The sequence below is a fragment of the Winogradskyella bathintestinalis genome, assembly GCF_030407435.1.
GTDB classification, from domain to species: Bacteria; Bacteroidota; Bacteroidia; order Flavobacteriales; family Flavobacteriaceae; genus Winogradskyella; species Winogradskyella bathintestinalis.
Map to the genome: position 1 here is coordinate 79,007 of NZ_JASDDK010000002.1, position 18,661 is coordinate 97,667.

Below are 18,661 nucleotides of genomic sequence, written 5' to 3' on the forward strand. Positions count from 1 at the left end.
ATAAAATTATTTAGTTAATGGAGCGTTATAATTTTACAAATCCTTTATTTTTGCTTAAAATTATTACTATGATTCGTCGTTTTTATATCCTTTTCTGTTTGGTCATTTTTGTTTCTTGCGATGATGGCGATATTCTTACGGTAGACTTAGATTTTGCAGGAAATTTGAAACGTTGTGATAACTTTGAGGAATTTCACCTTATTTATGATACGCGCGATGACCCAAGCGAATCTTTGATCTTGATTCTCCCAAAAAACACAGTCAATAACGCATTGTTTACAACTCCCACTCCGGTTGGAGAACCAGTAAGTTTAGATTTGAGTAATTCTAATAATAGATTTTTATACAGATCTTACAATAGAAATTTGAACAGTGACGAATTGTGTGAAATTGTACCTCCGGCTAGTTTAACTATTGATGAAAATTATGAAGCCAATGCTGGAGAAGTACTAATTACTGTTACTGTGGTAGATGACGATAATGATGGAATTCCTACTGAGTTTGAAGGTTTAGCAGGTGAACCAAATGAAGACGGCATTTATATGGATTCTTTAGATTCTGATGGAGATGGAATTCCTGACTATCTCGATGAAGATGACGACAACGACAATGTATTGACTAAAGATGAAATTGATAATACTGATGAGGATAATAACCCTAATACAAACCCAAAAAATACGGATGCCGATTTAACAAGTGGAGATACGATTCCAGATTATTTAGATGATGACGATGATGGCGATGGAATTCCAACTTATTTAGAAGATGTTGACGGGGACAAAAATCCTCGCAGTGGCTTAGTAGATAAAGTTGTGAATGCTGAAGGATTAGAAGTTTATCGCTATTTGTATAATGATGAAGACTATATGGACACGTATCCAGATCCAGGTAAAAGAATTACGACATTTAGTAGAGATGTAACTACTAATTTTGAAGTAAAAGATTTTGATTTAGAAATATTAAGAACTACAATGATAAATTTTGGCACATTAAGTACGCCACTAATTCTTACACCAAATGTATTCTAATTAGATGACCATTAAGGTGCTATATTTTGTAAAATTCGAACCTCAGTAGCACCCAAACCATAAATTTTATAATCAGCGTCATAGAATTTTACATTGTTATAACGACCAAATAAGGTTTCTAATTCTTGGCGAAGTACGCCCTCTCCAACGCCATGAATAAATACAATTTTAGGAATACGCTTTCTTATGGCAAACTCTAGCTGTCCTCTTGCTGTATCTAATTGCAAATTTAGTATCTCAAAATTAGACATTCCTTTAGATGATTTTGTTAAATGATGAATGTGTAGATCGACCTCAAATTTTGGCGCATGCCGTTCTTTTGGTCTCAAAGGTGGTGCCGATCGGCGTTTCTTAGATGCCTTTTCTTTTTTAATGGCGTCAAAATCGGTATTATAAACCGCATTTTCTATAGAGTTCCCAGAAGAGGTTAACATAAGTTCATGCGCTTCAAACTGTAAGCCGAAACCGTCATTATCTTCAACTGTAATTTGATTTTCTGATATTTTAGTTATTATCCCATAGATATCATCATCTATAGTTTCAACAGCATCTCCAACTTTAAACTTCATCTTCTTTTTCGGTTTTTATAAAGGATTCTTCAGGTTTATCAAACTTACTTGGAATATTTCTAGAGGTTCTATAAATACCAAAAAATAACAATACTATACCACCTATTAATAAATAGGTATTATTTTCTTTTTCAGCTTGGGCATAAAAAGCGACCAAACCACCAAAAACAATGCAAATTAAATTTATGATTCTGGATCTATTCATAGTATATATTTTTAACAAAATACAAAAGTAAGGTTTAGATAAATAGCAACCGCTATAGCAAATGAATTTTAAAATATGTTGTAAATATTTTTCTAATTATTAATTTAGCCACATGCTAATATTTCTGAAAGGATTAGAAGATTATATGTTACCATGCTTATGGAAACAAACGTTTAATATTGATTGCATGGGTTGTGGTATGCAAAGATCAATTGCGCTTATTTTACATGGTGATTTGGTCGCAGCGTTTTATATGTATCCCGCGATATACAGCCTAATTGCTTTGTTTTCTTTTTTATTACTACATCTTAAATTTCATTTCAAAAATGGTCATCGTATTATTTTAGGCTTATTTCTTTTAAATATTAGTATTATTGTAATAAGCTTTATTATAAAAACCTTTTTAATCAACTAAAACAACAAAAAAAACATGGAACAACATCAACAACAAATACCAAATGGCACGTTAATTCTAGTGATGGGAATTTTATCAATAGTTGGCTGTTGCTGCTATGGTATCCCTGGCTTAATTTTTGGAATAGTGGCCATTGTCCTTGCTAGCAAAGCCAATAAATTATATATGGAATCCCCTGAAAATTATTCTGGTTATGGAAATGTAAAAGCCGGAAAAATTATGGGAATTATCGGTGTAGTGCTTAGTGTTTTAATGGTGGCTTACATTATCTGGATTATTTCTTATTTTGGATGGGAAACTATACAAAACCAAGAATTATTACAAGAACGAATTGAAGAGATGATGCAACAGCAATAATCGAATCTAATAAAAATATTAAAAGCGATTTTCTTACTCGAGACTACGAGAGAAAATCGCTTTTTTTTATAGACAATAAATTCTGTTATTCAAACTCCTTTAAAGTTTTTGTAACAATTGCAACACAGTCTAACAACTGTTCCTTAGTCATTACCAATGGAGGAGCAAATCTAATAATGTTACCATGTGTTGGTTTTGCCAGCAATCCGTTATCCCTTAATTTTAAACAGATATTCCATGCTGTATCACTATCTTCAGTATCGTTAATTAAGATAGCATTTAACAAACCTTTACCTCTTACTGCGTTAACAATAGAACTCGTTTCAATGAATTTTGATAATTCTGATCTAAACAATTCACCTAATTGATGCGCATTGTTTGCCAAATCTTCATCTTTCACCACTTCTAAAGCGGCCATCGCTACGGCTGCAGCAATAGGATTTCCACCAAATGTACTTCCGTGATTTCCAGGTTGAATAACATTCATAATATTATCATTGGCTAAAACTGCAGAAACAGGATAGGCGCCACCTGACAATGCTTTACCTAAAATTAGAATATCTGGTTTTACGTTTTCATGATCTACGGCCAACATCTTGCCTGTTCTGGCAATTCCCGTTTGTACTTCATCGGCGATAAACAAAACATTATATTTTTTGCATAAAGCCTTAGCTTTTTCGAGATAACCTTCTGTAGGAACATATACTCCGGCCTCACCTTGAATTGGTTCTACTAAAAAACCAGCAACATTACTGTTAGTTTTTAAGGTGTGCTCTAAAGCGTCTAGATTATCATAATCTATTTTGATAAAACCTTTAGTATAAGGTCCAAAATTTTTACGAGCAACTGGATCGTTACTAAATGAAATAATGGTAGTTGTCCGTCCATGAAAATTGTTTTCGCACACTACAATTTCAGCTTCATTCTCATCAATACCTTTAACCTCGTAAGCCCATTTTCTACAGATTTTTAAAGCAGTTTCAACCGCTTCTGCTCCCGTATTCATCGGTAAAAGTTTATCGAACTTAAAGGTTTCTGATGCATATTTTTCAAACTTACCCAACATGTCGTTGTAAAATGCTCTTGACGTTAAGGTCAATGTTTGTGCTTGTTCAGTCATTGCGCCTACAATCCTAGGATGGCAATGCCCTTGATTTACTGCGGAATATGCAGACAAAAAATCGTAATATTTTTTGCCTTCTACATCCCAAACAAAAACACCTTCTCCTCTACTCAAAACTACAGGTAGTGGATGGTAATTGTGCGCACCATATTTGTTTTCTAAATTTATCGCTTGTTGCGATGTTACGTGGTCTAAAACAGCCATTTTAAAAATAATTTAATAAATGAATAAAATATCCATTCCTTATCTACCTTTATCCTTTCGAAGTTTAAAACACTTTATAACTTTAGTTACGAAGTGAGTCGAAAATTCAGCGTGGGAAAGAAATCATCCCTAAAGAGGTTTGCAATTTACTAAATTCTGCAGAAATATTCATTACACTTATGCTTCAAATTATGCCGTTGTATTACCAAAATAAGAATATCTTTGCATTCAAATTATTTTAAAAAATGCCAAGAAGAGAACGGAACAAATTTGTAAAGCGCGGACAGATCATAGAACTTTTAATTGAAGATTATGCTTTTGGAGGTAAAGGTATTGGTCGTATTAGAAATGAACATGGCGAGTTTGTAGTTTTTGTTCCTAACACATTGCCAGGACAATTGGTGAAAACTCAAATCAAAAAAAGTAGTAAGAAATATGCAGAAGGAAAACTTTTTGAAGTTTTAAAGGCGTCTGAAGATGAAATTGACATGCCTTACCAAAGCATTCCGGGTGCTCCTTATATTAATTTACCGATTGAAAAACAACACGATTATAAAAAGCAAAGTACACTCGAATTATTTAAGCGCATAGGTAAAGTAGCAGATATTGAAGATAAGTTTGATGAATTCGTTACCTCACCTAACACATTTCATTACAGAAATAAAATGGAATATGGTTTTTCAGCTATAGGGTATGATCACGATTTAAAAACTGACGTTGATGAATTTACGCTAGGCTTCAAAAAGCGAGGTACTTGGTGGTGTGGTGATAATCTCAATAACGATTCTGGTCTATTTGATGCCGAATTTGAAAACCAATTAAAAGATATTAGGGCCTATTGCATAGCAACAGGATTAGACCCTTGGCATGCACCAAAAAGAGAAGGATTTTTTAGATATTTTGTAGTTCGAAAATCTTATAAAACTAACAGACTATTATTTAATTTAGTAACGACATCTTACGATTTACCTAAATTTGATTTAGATAAATTCGCGAATTATCTAGTAGAGCTATTTGGCGACAGAGTTGCTGGTTTATTACATACTATAAACGATGAAGTTGGAGACAGAACCATTGCTACTACAGGAAGTATTTCTTTAATTTATGGTGATGACAAAATTGTTGAGGAGTTATTAGACTTAAATTTTGAAATCAGCATGAAAAGCTTTTTTCAAACCAATCCTAAATGTGCGGAAAAACTATATTCTAAAGTGGTAGACTATGCTTTAGAAAACAAAGAAGCGATAGATAATACAGTTGTTTTAGATTTATTCTGTGGGACTGGGACCATAGGACAAATTATAGCCAATAAAGCCAATAATACTAAAATTGTTGGTGTAGATATCGTCGCAGCGGCGATTAAAGATGCTAAAGAGAATGCTAAACGAAATAATATTGAGGGTTTAAAATTCTATGCTGCTGATGTTGGTAAATTTCTAACCGAACATCCCGAATACACCAATAAAATAAGAACTATTATTTTGGATCCTGCAAGGGCTGGAATTGCACCCAAAACTCTTAAAAAAATGATAAACCTAAATGCAGAACGTTTGGTTTATGTATCTTGTAATCCTGCTACTCAAGCAAGAGATACGGAACAATTACGGGAAGCTGGTTATACACTTAAAAAAATAAGTTTGGTAGATCAATTTCCGCATACAGCGCATATTGAAACGGTGGTGTTGTTTGAAAAAATAAACTAAGAAAGAAGACCGCATTACTTTACGCTCACTATAAAATAAATTTAGAGCACTGAAATAATTTAATTTGAAGCGATTAATAATATTTTTAAGTTTTATCACATTAGCCATAGCTAACTTTAGCTGCGAACGTGATGATATTTGTGCTGAAACTACCTCCACTACTCCACGGTTAATTGTCGAATTCTATGATAATGACGATTTCGAAGTGTTGAAAAATGTTCCTAGGATTACGGCATACGGTGAAGACCTATTTACAGATTTAGATGGTACTCTCAACGAACCTTTAGAAGCGTCCGATAAAATAATATTAACATTAGGCTCTGAAACCCCACCTTCTTATGTGTTTAACATCAATAGCAATAAGATAGCATTACCGTTAAGAATTGGACCAGAAAACGAAGAGATTACAGTTAGATATGTGCTTGAAAAAGATACAAATCTACGTTTAGACACTAATAATACACAAACGTCCAATATAGATATTATTGAAATTAAATATATAACAGAATTTGTATATGTCTCTAGAGCATGCGGTTATAAAAGCATATTTACACAATTGAGCATTTCGAGTGTAACAGATAATGACCCATGGATAGCTAATATCATTAATGATGTAGTCACTGAAAATATTGTAGAAAATGAAGATACAACCCATGTACGCATCTTTCATTAAAAGTGTAGTTGTAATGCTATTGTTTTCTGCAATGGCTTTTGCACAAGAAGAAAAGAAAACTATAAATGATACTTTAGTATATAAACAAAAGTATGGTTTAAGATTAGGAGCCGATTTCAGCAAATTAGCACGTACGTTAATAGATGATGACTATTCTGGGTTCGAAATTATGGGAGATTACCGGCTTACAAAACGAATCTATATTGCAGGTGAAATCGGTAATGAAGAGCGCACATTAGAAACTGATTATTTAAATAACACCACTAAAGGTAGTTATTTTAAAGGTGGAGTAGATATGAATTTCTACAGAAACTGGCTCGATATGGAGAATATGATTTATGCCGGTTTACGTGTTGGAGCTAGCTCTTTTAGTCAAACCCTTAATAATTATACCGTTTACGATGTGTATAACCAATATTGGAATGACCGATTTACGGTTGATGAAGGGGAAGAATTCAATGGCTTATCTGCGTTGTGGGTAGAACTTCAGGTTGGCTTAAAAGCAGAATTATTTAATAATTTTTTCGCCGGAGTCAATGTACAATTAAAAGTGCTCCTTACCGAAAAAGAAATAGATAGTTACGAAAACCTCTATATTCCTGGTTACAACCGTACTTACGATAGCAGTGCTTTTAGTGGTGGTTTCGGATTTAACTTGTCTTATTTAGTCCCTCTATTTAAAAAAGATAAAATTGTGATTCAAGAGATTGAAGTTGAAGAGTAAAAATTTATATCTCCTATTACAAATAAATATAATCTCAAGTTATTTCGAATTCCTTGTTATTTATAATCAATATTTAAAGGCTTTCTATAGTCGTAAACAACTTCTCTATTCTGCTAGGTAACTTTCATCAAAATTGCTTATCTTTTCTTTATTAAATTCATTGAAATGCATAAAGATGAGATTGCAGATTTAATTGATGCTAAATATTCCGAATTAATTTTGTGGTTAGAAAAACAGCCAGACGATTTTTGGACACAAGGGCCAAAAGGAAAATGGACTACAGGTCAACAAGCGTTGCATTTACTACAAAGTATAGTTCCCGTTAACAACGCTCTAAGTATGCCCAAATATTTGCTAAGATTTAAATTCGGAAAAGCAAATAGACCAGTTAGAGACTATGAAACTATTGTGAATCGCTATCAAGAGCGGTTATCTGATGCACATGGAAAAACTTACGAAGGTTCTAAAGATATGAGGGTTCCAACCTTGGTCGACAAACAATACCTTTTAAATCGCATACAAACTGAAGAAAAGAAACTACAATACAAAACCAGACGAATAAGCGATAAAAATTTAGATACCGTAGTCTTACCACACCCTTTAATGGGAAAAATGCCCGTTAGAGAAATTATTATGTGGACCGCGCATCATGTTGAACATCATACTAAAATATTAAAAGCTAATTATTAACTTTCATGAATGGTTTAGAATAGTTGTTATTTAATGAAAATTTTTTATACAACCCTCACATTCGAAATTTATAATCAATAGTTTTTTCCTGAATATGACACACCCAATTATTCTTTCTTTAGCACAGATTCTATATAGTAAAATTCTCGTCACAATTTCGCTCAAATTTATATTTAAGGGTTTCATAAACTCAAATAATTTAAAAACTTTTTTTATAATGTTAAATTAAACTACATTTGACCGACTTAAATTATCGTTTCACCGATAAAATAAGTGTTATTACCTAATCTTTAAAACCTACTTTATGAAACAAAAAAAAATGGCTAATGTATGCTTTATGCATTTTAGCCGAAAAACTCTATTATTTTATGGAGCTCTCCTCGCAAGCTTTAGTTATGCAGAAGCTCAAGAAACAATTTTAACTTCAGGTGGTGATATTATTGACACTGGTGGGAATGTAAATTATTCTGTCGGACAGATCGTACAGCATACAATTTCAAATTCAGACACATCGATCATCCAAGGTATTCAGTTCTACTTTGAAGATCAATCTTTAACTATAGTTGATATAAAAACGAATATAGATATTACTACATATCCTAATCCTACTTCATCAAAATTAAACATGACCATTGAGGGTTTTAAACCAGATACACTTACGTATAAGTTGTATAACCTCTTAGGTCAATTAGTAACGGAAGGAAATGTGGTTGCTAAAGCGACTATAATCAATGTAGATCATTTAGACATGGCGACCTATTTACTAAAAATTGAAAATACAACAAATCAAACATCCCAAACCTTTAAAATTATTAAAAACTAACCTACATGAAAAAAATTACTTTACTTTTAATCCTAGTTGTAACCTCACTTGCCACTTGGGCCCAATCTCCTGATAAAATGAGCTATCAAGCGCTAGTAAGAAACACTAGCGACCAAATATTAACCAATCAGAATGTTGGTATTCAAATTAGTCTTTTAGAAGGTGCAACAGATGGCAATGCCGTATATGCTGAAACCCAAAACCCAACTACAAATAATAATGGTTTACTTTCTATAGAAATTGGCACGGGAAATATTATAACTGGAACTTTTAATACTATCGATTGGGGAAATAACACCTATTTTATCAAAACAGAAATTGACCCAACAGGAGGTTCTAATTACACAATTACAGGGACCAGTCAATTAATGAGTGTGCCTTATGCTTTATATGCCAAAACCTCTGGTAGTTCTACTCCAGGACCTATTGGTGAAACCGGACCTGTAGGACCAATGGGTGTTGAAGGACCAATGGGTCCTGCTGGACTTACAGGCGAAACCGGAGCAACTGGACTTACTGGACCTGAAGGACCAATGGGACCTGTTGGACTTACAGGCGAAACTGGAGCAACTGGACTGACTGGACCTGTTGGACCAATGGGACCTGTTGGACTTACAGGAGAAACTGGAGCAACTGGACTGACTGGACCTGAAGGACCAATAGGACCTGTTGGACTTACAGGAGAAACTGGAGCAACTGGACTGACTGGACCTGTTGGACCAATGGGACCTGCTGGCGCTGATGGAGCAGACGGAGGAGGTTTAGCAATAACTGTCTTAAACTCAACCGCAACACTGAACACAACCAATCAAATAGTTATAACAAATGGTACGATGACATTACGTTTACCTACGGCACCTGTGCATGGTCAAATTTTATATATTTACTATGAAAGCGGTACAACCTTAGATCCCAATGGCAAAAATTTAAAAGCTGGAGGAGGCAATACAATTACAAGTCCAGTTACTCTAAGTGGAGGATCAGGTCTTCATCTGGTTTACGTTACAAACTCATGGTATGCTTTATAATTTTGCATTCAATCTATAAACCACACTAAAAAAAAAAAGATGTATAGCCTAAAACTATACATCTTTTTCATTTATATAATAAACTTTAAAATTTCAACTTTAAGATTTCAAATACTCCAAAACATTAGCTTCAATCCTACCTTCAATATTACTAACATCTCCTTTTACAAATGAATCGCCAGTAATATTTTCATACAATTCAATATAACGCTCGCTTACAGATTGAATATAGTCATCACTCATAAAAGGCACGGTTTGCCCTTCTAACCCTTGAAAATCATTCGCAATTAACCATTGTCTCACAAATTCCTTAGATAATTGCTTTTGAGCCTCCCCTCTATCTTGGCGTTCTTGATACCCATCTGCATAAAAATAACGTGACGAATCTGGAGTGTGAATTTCATCAATTAAGACAATTTTACCATCCTTAGTTTTCCCAAATTCATATTTGGTATCCACCAAAATTAAACCTCTTTCTGCAGCGATTTCTGTCCCTCGTTGAAAAAGTTTTCTGGTGTAATCCTCTAATACTAAATAATCATCTTCTGAAACGATTCCTTTTTTCAAAATATCTTCTCTCGAAATATCCTCATCATGGTCTCCCATTTCAGCTTTCGTTGCAGGTGTAATAATTGGTTCAGGAAATTTATCATTTTCTTTCATACCTTCTGGCATTGCAACTCCACAAAGCATTCGTTTACCCGCTTTATATTCTCTCGCTGCATGGCCAGACATATAACCACGGATTACCATTTCTACCTTAAAAGGCTCACATAAATGACCAACCGCCACATTAGGATCTGGAGTAGCCACCAACCAATTAGGCACCAAATCTTCAGTTTCCTTCATCATTTTAGTGGCTATTTGGTTTAAAATTTGTCCTTTGTAAGGAATCCCTTTTGGCATCACCACATCAAAAGCACTTAAGCGATCCGTAGCAACCATAACCAGTTGCTCATCATTTATATTGTAAACGGCTCTTACCTTTCCTTTATAAAAACTTTTTTGCTTCGGAAAATTGAAATTGGTTTCTATTATGGTGTTCATCTATTCATCATTTATTGTGAAATACAAATGTAATTTCTTTACTTGGGTACGACAATAAACTCAATAAAAAAAGGAGAAATAAAATTTCTCCTTTTTAATTTAATCTATGCTATTTTTAATTATTTGAATCTAATATTATAGGTTGCACCAATTCCAATAGATTGTATATCGATATCATTCTCTGCAAAGGTGTTTTGATAATACGCATAAATATTCCAATCTCTGTTGTGGTAACCTATTTGAGGATTCACATAAAGTCCACCTTCGGTATCATCTGCTCCAGTTAAAAAACCATAACCGATGTCAGACCCAAAGAAAAGACCGTTAGGTGTAAAATAATAACGGATAAAACCTGCTAGAGGAATAATCCCAAAATCATCATTTTCATCTTCCCCAAAATAATTACTATATCCTGAAGCTATACCAACTCCTAAATTTGGGTTGAATAAATATTGTCCTCTTAAATCTACACCTAAAGTGAAAGACGAAAAATCACCTGCATCACTTACAGGCACGCCTGCCGTTACACCTGCTTTAAGCCAAGCATTATCCGAACTGATATCTAAATCATCTTCTTGAGCAAATAATGGGTTTAATCCTAATGTTATTCCAATAATTAAAATTACTTTTTTCATGTTGTTTAAGTTTTTATTACTTCAGCAAATTTATACAGGATTGTTACTAGAATATTTATATGATTTCTAGTATATCTTATATAATCTTAAGGTCAAACCCCCTAAAAACCTAACTAACCACATCATACATATTATTCCCTATTTTCTATACTTTTATACGCAGCAATTACTTTTTTAACGAGCTTATGACGAATGACATCTTTATCATCTAAATAAATCATACCTATACCTTCTACATTTTTCAATACCAATAGAGCTTCCTTCAATCCAGAAATTGTACGTCGTGGTAAGTCGACCTGTCCAGGATCCCCTGTTAAAAGAAACTTGGCATTTTTACCCATTCTTGTTAAAAACATCTTCATTTGGGCATGGGTGGTATTTTGGCCTTCATCTAATATTACAAATGCATTATCTAACGTTCTACCGCGCATAAATGCTAAAGGTGCTATTTGAATAACCCCTTTTTCTATATAGCTTTCTAACTTTTCTGCAGGAATCATATCGCGTAAAGCATCGTATAAGGGTTGCATGTAAGGGTCAAGCTTTTCTTTTAAATCTCCAGGTAGAAATCCTAAATTTTCACCGGCTTCTACAGCAGGTCGCGTTAATATTATACGCTTAACCTCTTTCTTTTTTAAAGCTTCAACAGCTAAAGCAACACCTGTATAGGTTTTTCCTGTACCGGCTGGACCAATAGCAAAAACCATATCGTTTTTACGCATACTATCCACCAACTTGCGCTGATTTGCCGTTTGTGCTTTTATTAATTTTCCACCGACACCGTGTACTAATACCTCGCCACTTTTTGCGGTGGTTTCGTAATCATCTGTACTCTGACTAGTAAGTACACGTTCAATAACATTCTCGTCTAACTTATTGTATTTTGCAAAATGCTTTATTAGCATATTTATCCTCCGATCAAACTCTTCGAGTAAATCTTCATCACCATAGGCCTTTATTTTATTACCTCTAGCGACTATTTTAAGTTTAGGAAAGTATTTTTTTAATAATTCAATATTTGCATTTTGTGCACCGAAGAATTCTTTTGGAGATATTTCTTCGAGTTCTAGGATTAGTTCGTTCAAAAGCGTGCTTTATTTAGTTTACACCGAACAAATATTAAAATTCTTTCGGTCCGTTAATCTGTTTTCTTTTCTTAATTTTGTGCAACAATTGTGTACACACAAAGCTAGTAATTTTACAAATATTAATTTTAAAAAAATATTAACAATTAATCCATGGCGATAATCACTTTAACGACTGATTTTGGAGAAAAGGACCATTTTGTAGGTGCCATAAAAGGAGCGATTTATAGTGAACTTGAGGACATTAGGATTGTTGACATATCGCATTCTGTATCGCCATTTAATATTTCTGAAGCCGCTTATATCATTCAGAATGCATATAGTAGCTTTCCTAAAGGAACAATTCACTTAATAGGAATTGATTCTGAATTAAGCCCTGAAAATAAGCACATTGCAGTAAAATTAGACGACCATTACTTTATATGTGCCAATAATGGTATTATGAGTATGATTTGTACCGAAATTGCTCCTGAAAAAATTGTGGAAATTAACATTCACGATCGTGTAGAAACTAACTTCCCAGTATTAGATATTTTTGTAAAAGTAGCCTGCCATATTGCTAGAGGAGGAACTTTGGATGTAATTGGTAAAGTTATTAACACCATTAAGCCAATTAAAAATTTAGTGCCATTTGTAAATGATGAGCAAAACCAAATTATTGGTAGTGTCATTTATATTGATAATTATGGAAATGTGGTCACAAATATAAAGCGCAAATTTTTTGAAAACATTCAAAAAGGAAGAGCTTATGAGGTTTTCGCTCGAAACCATAAATTCAAAAAAATTCATAATAAATTTAGTGACATAATTAATTTTGAAATTGAGGAATCTAAACGCGATATCGAAGGCAAAGGTTTAGTGGTATTTAATTCTTCTGGGTATTTAGAAATCGCCGTTTATAAAAGTAATTGTACTACAGTTGGTGGCGCCTCAACATTAATGGGTTTACAAACCATGGATACGGTGACGGTTAATTTTATATCATCTTCTATACTTTCTCAATAAAAGGATGCTATAGATTTAAAGAATGATAGTAGAATGAGTTGCATAATAAATAAGAATTTAAAACAATGACTATAGAAAATAGAGATTCACAATTTAGCGAAAATTCGTTGTTAGTAAGAATTGTAAAAATGAGTTTTGAACCTTCGAAAATTGAAGAATTCTTGGCTAATTTTGAAACAGTTAAACAAAAAATTCGGGATTTTGAAGGTTGTCAATTTTTAGAATTGTATCGCGACCATAATAACACCAATATCTTTTTCACCTATAGTTATTGGAATTCTGAAAACGATTTGAATAATTACAGACATTCTGAATTATTTAAAGGAGTTTGGGCACAAACCAAAGTTTTATTTAATGCCAAACCTGAGGCTTGGAGCGTTAATAAAATCGCTTCGCTTGAATAGTTGTTAATTATTAGTAAAAACTATAAATACTGAACACTAAAAAATGCTCGCAATACTTAAAAAAGAAATAAACACTTTTTTCGCCTCACCAATTGGCTATTTAGTTATTGGTGTTTTTTTATTACTCAACGGCTTATTTCTCTGGGTCTTTAAAGGAGAATTCAATATTTTAGACAACGGTTTGGCAAGTTTGTCATCATTTTTTTTATTGGCACCATGGATACTTATTTTTCTTGTTCCTGCCGTAACCATGCGAAGTTTTAGTGATGAGAAAAAACAAGGGACCTTAGAGTTGTTGGTTACAAAACCGATTTCGCATTTTCAGATTGTTTTGGGGAAATATCTGGGAGCTTTTGTGCTGATTATAATGGCATTGATTCCGACGTTGTTATATGTTTATACTGTATCACAATTAGGAAATCCGGAAGGGAATCTCGATATGGGAAGTACTGCCGGGTCATATTTTGGCCTATTATTTTTAGTGGGTGCTTATACAGCAATTGGTGTGTTTGCCTCTACCCTTTCCGATAATCAGATTGTGGCTTTTATCATTGCTGTTTTTATTTGTTTCTTTTTCTATTTTGGATTTGAAGGTTTGTCCAATTATAACCTTTTCGACAACCTTGTTTATATGGAAAATCTAGGCATGTCTGCACATTATAACAGCATGAGCAGAGGGGTAATAGACACAAGAGATTTAGTGTATTTTATTAGTATTACATTGGCATTTTTACTGTTTACTAAATTGAGAATTCAAAAACAATAGCATGATTATTACACCTTTATTAATTCTTTTTTTAGTTGTCGTTTTTGTACTGCTGTTTTTATTTTTAAATACTGTTGATAAACGTAAATGGCTTTCAGGATTAATTAGTTTAATATTGACTCCCATTGTATATTTCTTTATGTTCTATCCGTTTTTGAATATCATTAGTAATTATCATCATCAAAAATATTTTGATAGCGAAACTTGGTCGGAAAACCCTGCGTTACGCTACGAAATGGTGGATAACACTATATCATCAGATACGTTAATCGGAAAATCAAAACATAAAATTTTAAAGTTATTAGGTACTTACGAATGGTTATCATGGGATGAAACTAAAAAAACTCATGTTGAAAATAAATGGAATTACGGTCTTGGAATTGAACCTGGAGCATTTAATAACCAAAAAGAGTGTTTAGAAATAACTTTTAAAAATGATAACGTTGTTGCCGTAAAAACCTATCAAGAAGACATAACTTTTGAGAATGAAGAAGAATAAATATACATTATATATTGTCGCTATCCTTTTTGGGCTCATCATTATAAATATAATTTCGAGTTCAATATACCAACGTTTCGATCTCACTAAAGATAATCGTTATACACTTTCGGGGGCATCAAAATCATTACTTAGTGATTTAGATTCACCATTAATTATCGATATCTTTTTAGAAGGCGATTTTCCTTCGGAATTTCGATTGCTTCAAACCGAAGTAAGACAAATTGTTGATGAATTTCAATTAGAATCGCCTCGAATAATTGTTAATTATATCGATCCAATTAAAAACGAAACGACACGACAACAGTATATTGAAGAATTAACTAAACAAGGGTTAGAACCGTATATCAATACTGATAATAGCACAGGAAAAGTTACTCAAGACATTATTTTTCCTTGGGCTTACGCAAGTTATAAAGAGGGACGCGTAAAAATTCCGCTTTTAAAACGAAGTATTACTCAAGGTTTACAAGAGCAGATTAATAGTTCTGTTCAATCTTTAGAATACGCTTTTGCCGATGGCTTTAGTAAATTAGTAAATGCTAAATCAAAAAAGATCGCCATTTTAAAAGGTAACGGACAGCTCAATGATATTTATATCGCTGATTTTCTTCAAACTATAAAACCTTATTATAATTTAGCACAATTCACGTTAGATAGTGTAGCGACCAATCCACAAGGTACTTTAGAAAAATTACAAAATTACGATTTAATTATTTCAGCCAAACCGAGTATCGCGTTTTCAGAAAATGAAAAACTGGTATTAGATCAATATACTATGGGTGGTGGTAAAAGCCTTTGGTTGACAGAAGCCGTAGTTATGGACCAAGACAGTTTAAAGAATGCTGCTGGAACAGGTGTTTCCATTATGCGCGATTTAAAATTGAATGATTTCTTCTTCAAATATGGCGTCCGTGTGAACCCTACTTTAGTAAAGGACCTCTACTCTGCCCCAATAATGCTATCGATTGGCGAAGGCAGCCAAGCACAAATGCAGCCTATTCAATGGCAATATTCACCGTTGGCAGCGTCTAACCCTGAACATCCTATTACCAAAAATTTAAACTTGGTAAAATTTGATTTTGCTAGTCCGATTGACACATTGAAAAACAGCATTAAGAAATCGATTTTATTGCAGAGTTCCCCAAAATCTAAAACTGAAGGAGCACCCACTACTATTTCTTTAGCGAACGTAACGAAAGCAACAGATGAAGCAAGCTATAATTCTGGGTCTCAAAACCTGGCAGTTCTTTTAGAAGGTGAATTTTCATCGGTTTATGATAAACGTGTTTTACCTTTTAAAATAAACAATTATAAATCTAAAAGTGCACCTACTAAAATGGTGGTTATATCGGATGGTAACGTTATTAAAAATGACGTTATTAAAAATCGTCCGTTAGAGTTAGGCTTTGATCAATTCACAGGAAAGTCCTTTGGTAACAAAGAATTTCTTCTAAATGCTGTGAACTATCTTTTAGATGACAAAGGACTTATAAACATTAGAGCTAAAGAGATTACGGTCGCATTTTTGGACACAGATAAAATAAAAGACAGTAAAAGTACATGGCAGCTTCTAAATATTGCATTGCCATTAGCTGTATTAGCGATGTTTGGCTTTTTATTCAACTACTTCAGAAAGAGAAAATACGCCAAGTAAATTTCGTTTTTAGAACAATAGAATTCCAATATTTAATGAAACAATTTGTTAATAAGTTTGTTTTATAAAACCCTTCTATTAAGATATATTTGTAAGACGAACCAAAAGTATTAAACACATCCATTTAATATGAAACATCTGGCCTTACAGGTTGGATTTTATCTTAGAATTCTATTAAGATGTTCCATGTGATGAATACAAAATAATTAATATAGAACACATGAAATTTATAGTTTCAAGCACTTATCTATTAAAGCAACTTCAAGTATTGGGAGGCGTTATTAATAACAGTAATACACTTCCAATTTTAGACAACTTTCTATTTGAGCTTAGCCAATCGAAACTAACCATTTCGGCTAGCGATTTGGAAACTACAATGTCTTCTACAATGGATGTTGAAAGTGATTCTGAAGGTAGTATTGCTTTACCAGCCAGGTTATTATTAGATACACTGAAGACGTTTCCAGAGCAACCTTTAACTTTTGTTATCGAAGATAATAACACGGTTGAAATTAGCTCTAATCATGGTAAATATGCTTTAGCTTATGCTGATGGTGCAGAATTCCCAAATGCAGTTTCTATAGAAGACGCTAGTAAAACGACCATTATGGGAGATATTTTGGCAACGGCGATAAGCAAAACTATTTTTGCTGCTGGTAACGATGATTTAAGACCTGTAATGAGTGGTGTGTTTTTTCAATTTTCACAAGATAATTTAACCTTTGTAGCTACTGATGCACACAAATTGGTAAAGTATACTAGAAACGATGTGAGCGCCACAGAGACTACCGAATTTATAATGCCTAAAAAGCCCCTCACACTTTTAAAGGGTATTTTAGCAGGTAGTGATGATGATGTGTTAGTAGAATATAACGAGTCTAATGCCAAGTTTACTTTTGAAAACTCAGTATTGATTTGTCGCTTAATTGATGGAAAATACCCTAATTATGAAGCGGTAATCCCTAAAGAGAATCCAAATAAATTAGTTATTGATAGAAATCAATTTTTAAATTCGGTAAAGCGTGTTAGTATTTTCTCGAATAAAACAACGCATCAAATTAGACTTAAAATTGCAGGTGCAGAATTAAACATTTCTGCTGAAGATATCGATTACTCAAACAAAGCTGAAGAACGTTTAACTTGTGATTATCAAGGTGACGATATGCAAATTGGGTTTAACTCGCGTTTCTTAACCGAAATGATCAACAACTTAGGTTCAGATAATGTGCAATTAGAAATGAGCTTACCTAATAGAGCTGGAATCTTAACACCAATTGATGGTTTAGATGAAGGAGAACTTGTTACGATGTTGGTAATGCCTGTGATGCTGAATAGTTAAACTAATAATATTATTGCTATTTATAATAATTACTTATTAAAAGACTCACTGTAATGGTGAGTCTTTTTTATTTATAAAAAAAAGGTTCATCACTCATAGATGAACCTTAACTTAATAGTTTTTAGAACAACTTATTCATCATTTGAAGTCTGATATAAATAAGCGCCTTTATAAATTCCTGTGATTTCTTCACCATCTGCTCGTGTAAAACTAAACGATAAACTAATAGTCTCCATAGCGTAATCTAAAACGGTAATACTACCATCAACGACTCTTAAATCCGAAGTTCCATCCCCTAAATAAAATTGACTCAGACCATTTTCAAAGTCGGCACCAATAAATTCACCATCAACAACAAACTCTAAACTTGAAATTTCTGATAAATTATAAGTTATATTAGGTGTAAGATCCAAGGCATTAATTCGAGCCGAAAACATATCTACATTATTAAGTGTCGTCCCATTAATAGCAGCTGTTATTTCATCCTCTTTTTTATTGGTTATATTTAAATATATCTTATTACCTATTGAGGGTTCTACCATGGCTGTTTTCATTTCATAAACCGATGCTCCTACTGTAATATTGTTTTCGTTTTGAGAGCTGGAACTATCATCATCGGATGAACAAGACACACTTAAAATAACTAAGATTGCGAATGCAAAACGTTTTATATGTTTCATAT

The 18,661-nt window shown here is 33.2% G+C and carries 22 protein-coding genes; 15 read left to right on the plus strand and 7 right to left on the minus strand.

Annotation, left to right across the window (positions count from 1 at the left end; genetic code table 11):
- The first annotated feature begins 17 nt into the window (after window positions 1–17).
- Window positions 18–1,028, plus strand: a complete 1,011-nt coding sequence (locus tag QMA06_RS05305; RefSeq protein WP_290205836.1) for a hypothetical protein — start codon at window positions 18–20, stop codon at window positions 1,026–1,028.
- A gap of 11 nt (window positions 1,029–1,039) precedes the next feature.
- Here the strand turns inward: QMA06_RS05305 and QMA06_RS05310 are convergent, their stop codons facing one another.
- Both QMA06_RS05310 and QMA06_RS05315 read right to left on the minus strand, forming a co-directional pair.
- A complete protein-coding gene (locus QMA06_RS05310) occupies window positions 1,040–1,597 on the minus strand; it encodes a Smr/MutS family protein (protein ID WP_290205837.1) in 558 nt (185 codons plus the stop codon).
- On the minus strand, window positions 1,587–1,802 hold the full coding sequence (locus QMA06_RS05315; protein WP_290205838.1) for a hypothetical protein: 216 nt from the start codon (window positions 1,800–1,802) through the stop codon (window positions 1,587–1,589). The genes QMA06_RS05310 and QMA06_RS05315 overlap by 11 nt, the downstream gene beginning before the upstream one ends.
- Before the next feature lie 199 nt (window positions 1,803–2,001).
- On the opposite strand from QMA06_RS05315, the gene QMA06_RS05320 reads away from it, so the two are divergent.
- Window positions 2,002–2,217 carry a DUF2752 domain-containing protein gene (locus tag QMA06_RS05320; protein ID WP_407704301.1) on the plus strand — a complete coding sequence of 72 codons (216 nt, stop codon included), beginning with the start codon at window positions 2,002–2,004 and terminating at the stop codon, window positions 2,215–2,217.
- A gap of 15 nt (window positions 2,218–2,232) precedes the next feature.
- Complete coding sequence (locus QMA06_RS05325; protein ID WP_290205839.1) at window positions 2,233–2,574, plus strand: CCC motif membrane protein; 342 nt, start codon at window positions 2,233–2,235, stop codon at window positions 2,572–2,574.
- Between the two features lie 85 nt (window positions 2,575–2,659).
- Here QMA06_RS05325 and rocD read toward each other — a convergent pair whose 3' ends face one another.
- Window positions 2,660–3,901 (minus strand): ornithine--oxo-acid transaminase, encoded by a 1,242-nt coding sequence (gene rocD / locus QMA06_RS05330; RefSeq protein ID WP_290205840.1) that lies wholly within the window; start codon window positions 3,899–3,901, stop codon window positions 2,660–2,662.
- A 245-nt stretch (window positions 3,902–4,146) separates the two neighbouring features.
- Between rocD and rlmD the strand changes: the two genes are divergently transcribed.
- The 6 genes from rlmD (at window position 4,147) to QMA06_RS05360 (ending at window position 9,542) form a co-directional block, all read left to right on the plus strand.
- On the plus strand, window positions 4,147–5,604 hold the full coding sequence (rlmD, locus tag QMA06_RS05335) for a 23S rRNA (uracil(1939)-C(5))-methyltransferase RlmD (protein ID WP_290205841.1): 1,458 nt from the start codon (window positions 4,147–4,149) through the stop codon (window positions 5,602–5,604).
- 64 nt (window positions 5,605–5,668) lie between these two features.
- Window positions 5,669–6,277 carry a DUF6452 family protein gene (locus QMA06_RS05340; protein ID WP_290205842.1) on the plus strand — a complete coding sequence of 203 codons (609 nt, stop codon included), beginning with the start codon at window positions 5,669–5,671 and terminating at the stop codon, window positions 6,275–6,277.
- A complete protein-coding gene (locus tag QMA06_RS05345; protein ID WP_290205843.1) occupies window positions 6,243–7,001 on the plus strand; it encodes a DUF6048 family protein in 759 nt (252 codons plus the stop codon). The genes QMA06_RS05340 and QMA06_RS05345 overlap by 35 nt, the downstream gene beginning before the upstream one ends.
- Window positions 7,002–7,166: 165 nt before the next feature.
- A complete protein-coding gene (locus QMA06_RS05350; protein WP_290205844.1) occupies window positions 7,167–7,691 on the plus strand; it encodes a DinB family protein in 525 nt (174 codons plus the stop codon).
- 304 nt (window positions 7,692–7,995) lie between these two features.
- Window positions 7,996–8,514: a T9SS type A sorting domain-containing protein gene (locus QMA06_RS05355; protein ID WP_290205845.1), complete on the plus strand. Its 519-nt coding sequence runs from the start codon at window positions 7,996–7,998 to the stop codon at window positions 8,512–8,514.
- Between the two features lie 5 nt (window positions 8,515–8,519).
- Entirely contained in the window at window positions 8,520–9,542 is a 1,023-nt protein-coding gene (locus QMA06_RS05360) for a collagen-like domain-containing protein (protein WP_290205846.1), read from the plus strand.
- Window positions 9,543–9,641: 99 nt separating this feature from the next.
- On the opposite strand, the gene QMA06_RS05365 is transcribed toward QMA06_RS05360, so the two are convergent.
- From QMA06_RS05365 to QMA06_RS05375, 3 genes are all read right to left on the minus strand, one after another.
- Window positions 9,642–10,589: a phosphoribosylaminoimidazolesuccinocarboxamide synthase gene (locus QMA06_RS05365; protein WP_290205847.1), complete on the minus strand. Its 948-nt coding sequence runs from the start codon at window positions 10,587–10,589 to the stop codon at window positions 9,642–9,644.
- A gap of 119 nt (window positions 10,590–10,708) precedes the next feature.
- Entirely contained in the window at window positions 10,709–11,224 is a 516-nt protein-coding gene (locus QMA06_RS05370) for a hypothetical protein (protein ID WP_290205848.1), read from the minus strand.
- Between the two features lie 131 nt (window positions 11,225–11,355).
- Window positions 11,356–12,309 carry a PhoH family protein gene (locus QMA06_RS05375; RefSeq protein ID WP_290205849.1) on the minus strand — a complete coding sequence of 318 codons (954 nt, stop codon included), beginning with the start codon at window positions 12,307–12,309 and terminating at the stop codon, window positions 11,356–11,358.
- A 153-nt stretch (window positions 12,310–12,462) separates the two neighbouring features.
- On the opposite strand from QMA06_RS05375, the gene QMA06_RS05380 reads away from it, so the two are divergent.
- The 6 genes from QMA06_RS05380 to dnaN all read left to right on the plus strand — a co-directional run bounded on the left by QMA06_RS05380 (window position 12,463) and on the right by dnaN (window position 17,979).
- Window positions 12,463–13,314, plus strand: coding sequence for an SAM hydrolase/SAM-dependent halogenase family protein (locus tag QMA06_RS05380; RefSeq protein WP_290205850.1), 852 nt, complete (start codon window positions 12,463–12,465; stop codon window positions 13,312–13,314).
- Between the two features lie 107 nt (window positions 13,315–13,421).
- Window positions 13,422–13,718 (plus strand): putative quinol monooxygenase, encoded by a 297-nt coding sequence (locus QMA06_RS05385; RefSeq protein ID WP_290206626.1) that lies wholly within the window; start codon window positions 13,422–13,424, stop codon window positions 13,716–13,718.
- Window positions 13,719–13,761: 43 nt separating this feature from the next.
- Window positions 13,762–14,484: a gliding motility-associated ABC transporter permease subunit GldF gene (gene gldF, locus QMA06_RS05390; protein WP_290205851.1), complete on the plus strand. Its 723-nt coding sequence runs from the start codon at window positions 13,762–13,764 to the stop codon at window positions 14,482–14,484.
- A 1-nt stretch (window position 14,485) separates the two neighbouring features.
- A complete protein-coding gene (locus QMA06_RS05395; RefSeq protein WP_290205852.1) occupies window positions 14,486–14,983 on the plus strand; it encodes a hypothetical protein in 498 nt (165 codons plus the stop codon).
- Entirely contained in the window at window positions 14,970–16,640 is a 1,671-nt protein-coding gene (gene gldG, locus QMA06_RS05400; protein ID WP_290205853.1) for a gliding motility-associated ABC transporter substrate-binding protein GldG, read from the plus strand. Before QMA06_RS05395 ends, gldG begins: the two co-directional genes overlap by 14 nt.
- A gap of 220 nt (window positions 16,641–16,860) precedes the next feature.
- Window positions 16,861–17,979: a DNA polymerase III subunit beta gene (dnaN, locus tag QMA06_RS05405; protein ID WP_290205854.1), complete on the plus strand. Its 1,119-nt coding sequence runs from the start codon at window positions 16,861–16,863 to the stop codon at window positions 17,977–17,979.
- Window positions 17,980–18,110: 131 nt separating this feature from the next.
- Here the strand turns inward: dnaN and QMA06_RS05410 are convergent, their stop codons facing one another.
- Window positions 18,111–18,659 (minus strand): hypothetical protein, encoded by a 549-nt coding sequence (locus QMA06_RS05410; RefSeq protein WP_290205855.1) that lies wholly within the window; start codon window positions 18,657–18,659, stop codon window positions 18,111–18,113.
- Window positions 18,660–18,661 lie beyond the last annotated feature (2 nt).

Coding starts and splice junctions, on each gene's coding strand:
- QMA06_RS05395 (WP_290205852.1), top strand. CDS start 14,486: ATGATTATTACACCTTTATTAATTCTTTTTTTAGTTGTCGTTTTTGTA.
- QMA06_RS05360 (WP_290205846.1), top strand. CDS start 8,520: ATGAAAAAAATTACTTTACTTTTAATCCTAGTTGTAACCTCACTTGCC.
- QMA06_RS05310 (WP_290205837.1), bottom strand. CDS start 1,597: ATGAAGTTTAAAGTTGGAGATGCTGTTGAAACTATAGATGATGATATC.
- gldG (WP_290205853.1), top strand. CDS start 14,970: ATGAAGAAGAATAAATATACATTATATATTGTCGCTATCCTTTTTGGG.
- QMA06_RS05315 (WP_290205838.1), bottom strand. CDS start 1,802: ATGAATAGATCCAGAATCATAAATTTAATTTGCATTGTTTTTGGTGGT.
- QMA06_RS05345 (WP_290205843.1), top strand. CDS start 6,243: ATGAAGATACAACCCATGTACGCATCTTTCATTAAAAGTGTAGTTGTA.
- QMA06_RS05365 (WP_290205847.1), bottom strand. CDS start 10,589: ATGAACACCATAATAGAAACCAATTTCAATTTTCCGAAGCAAAAAAGT.
- rocD (WP_290205840.1), bottom strand. CDS start 3,901: ATGGCTGTTTTAGACCACGTAACATCGCAACAAGCGATAAATTTAGAA.
- QMA06_RS05325 (WP_290205839.1), top strand. CDS start 2,233: ATGGAACAACATCAACAACAAATACCAAATGGCACGTTAATTCTAGTG.
- QMA06_RS05380 (WP_290205850.1), top strand. CDS start 12,463: ATGGCGATAATCACTTTAACGACTGATTTTGGAGAAAAGGACCATTTT.
- QMA06_RS05355 (WP_290205845.1), top strand. CDS start 7,996: ATGAAACAAAAAAAAATGGCTAATGTATGCTTTATGCATTTTAGCCGA.
- QMA06_RS05320 (WP_407704301.1), top strand. CDS start 2,002: ATGCAAAGATCAATTGCGCTTATTTTACATGGTGATTTGGTCGCAGCG.
- QMA06_RS05305 (WP_290205836.1), top strand. CDS start 18: ATGGAGCGTTATAATTTTACAAATCCTTTATTTTTGCTTAAAATTATT.
- dnaN (WP_290205854.1), top strand. CDS start 16,861: ATGAAATTTATAGTTTCAAGCACTTATCTATTAAAGCAACTTCAAGTA.
- QMA06_RS05410 (WP_290205855.1), bottom strand. CDS start 18,659: ATGAAACATATAAAACGTTTTGCATTCGCAATCTTAGTTATTTTAAGT.
- QMA06_RS05370 (WP_290205848.1), bottom strand. CDS start 11,224: ATGAAAAAAGTAATTTTAATTATTGGAATAACATTAGGATTAAACCCA.
- QMA06_RS05350 (WP_290205844.1), top strand. CDS start 7,167: ATGCATAAAGATGAGATTGCAGATTTAATTGATGCTAAATATTCCGAA.
- rlmD (WP_290205841.1), top strand. CDS start 4,147: ATGCCAAGAAGAGAACGGAACAAATTTGTAAAGCGCGGACAGATCATA.
- gldF (WP_290205851.1), top strand. CDS start 13,762: ATGCTCGCAATACTTAAAAAAGAAATAAACACTTTTTTCGCCTCACCA.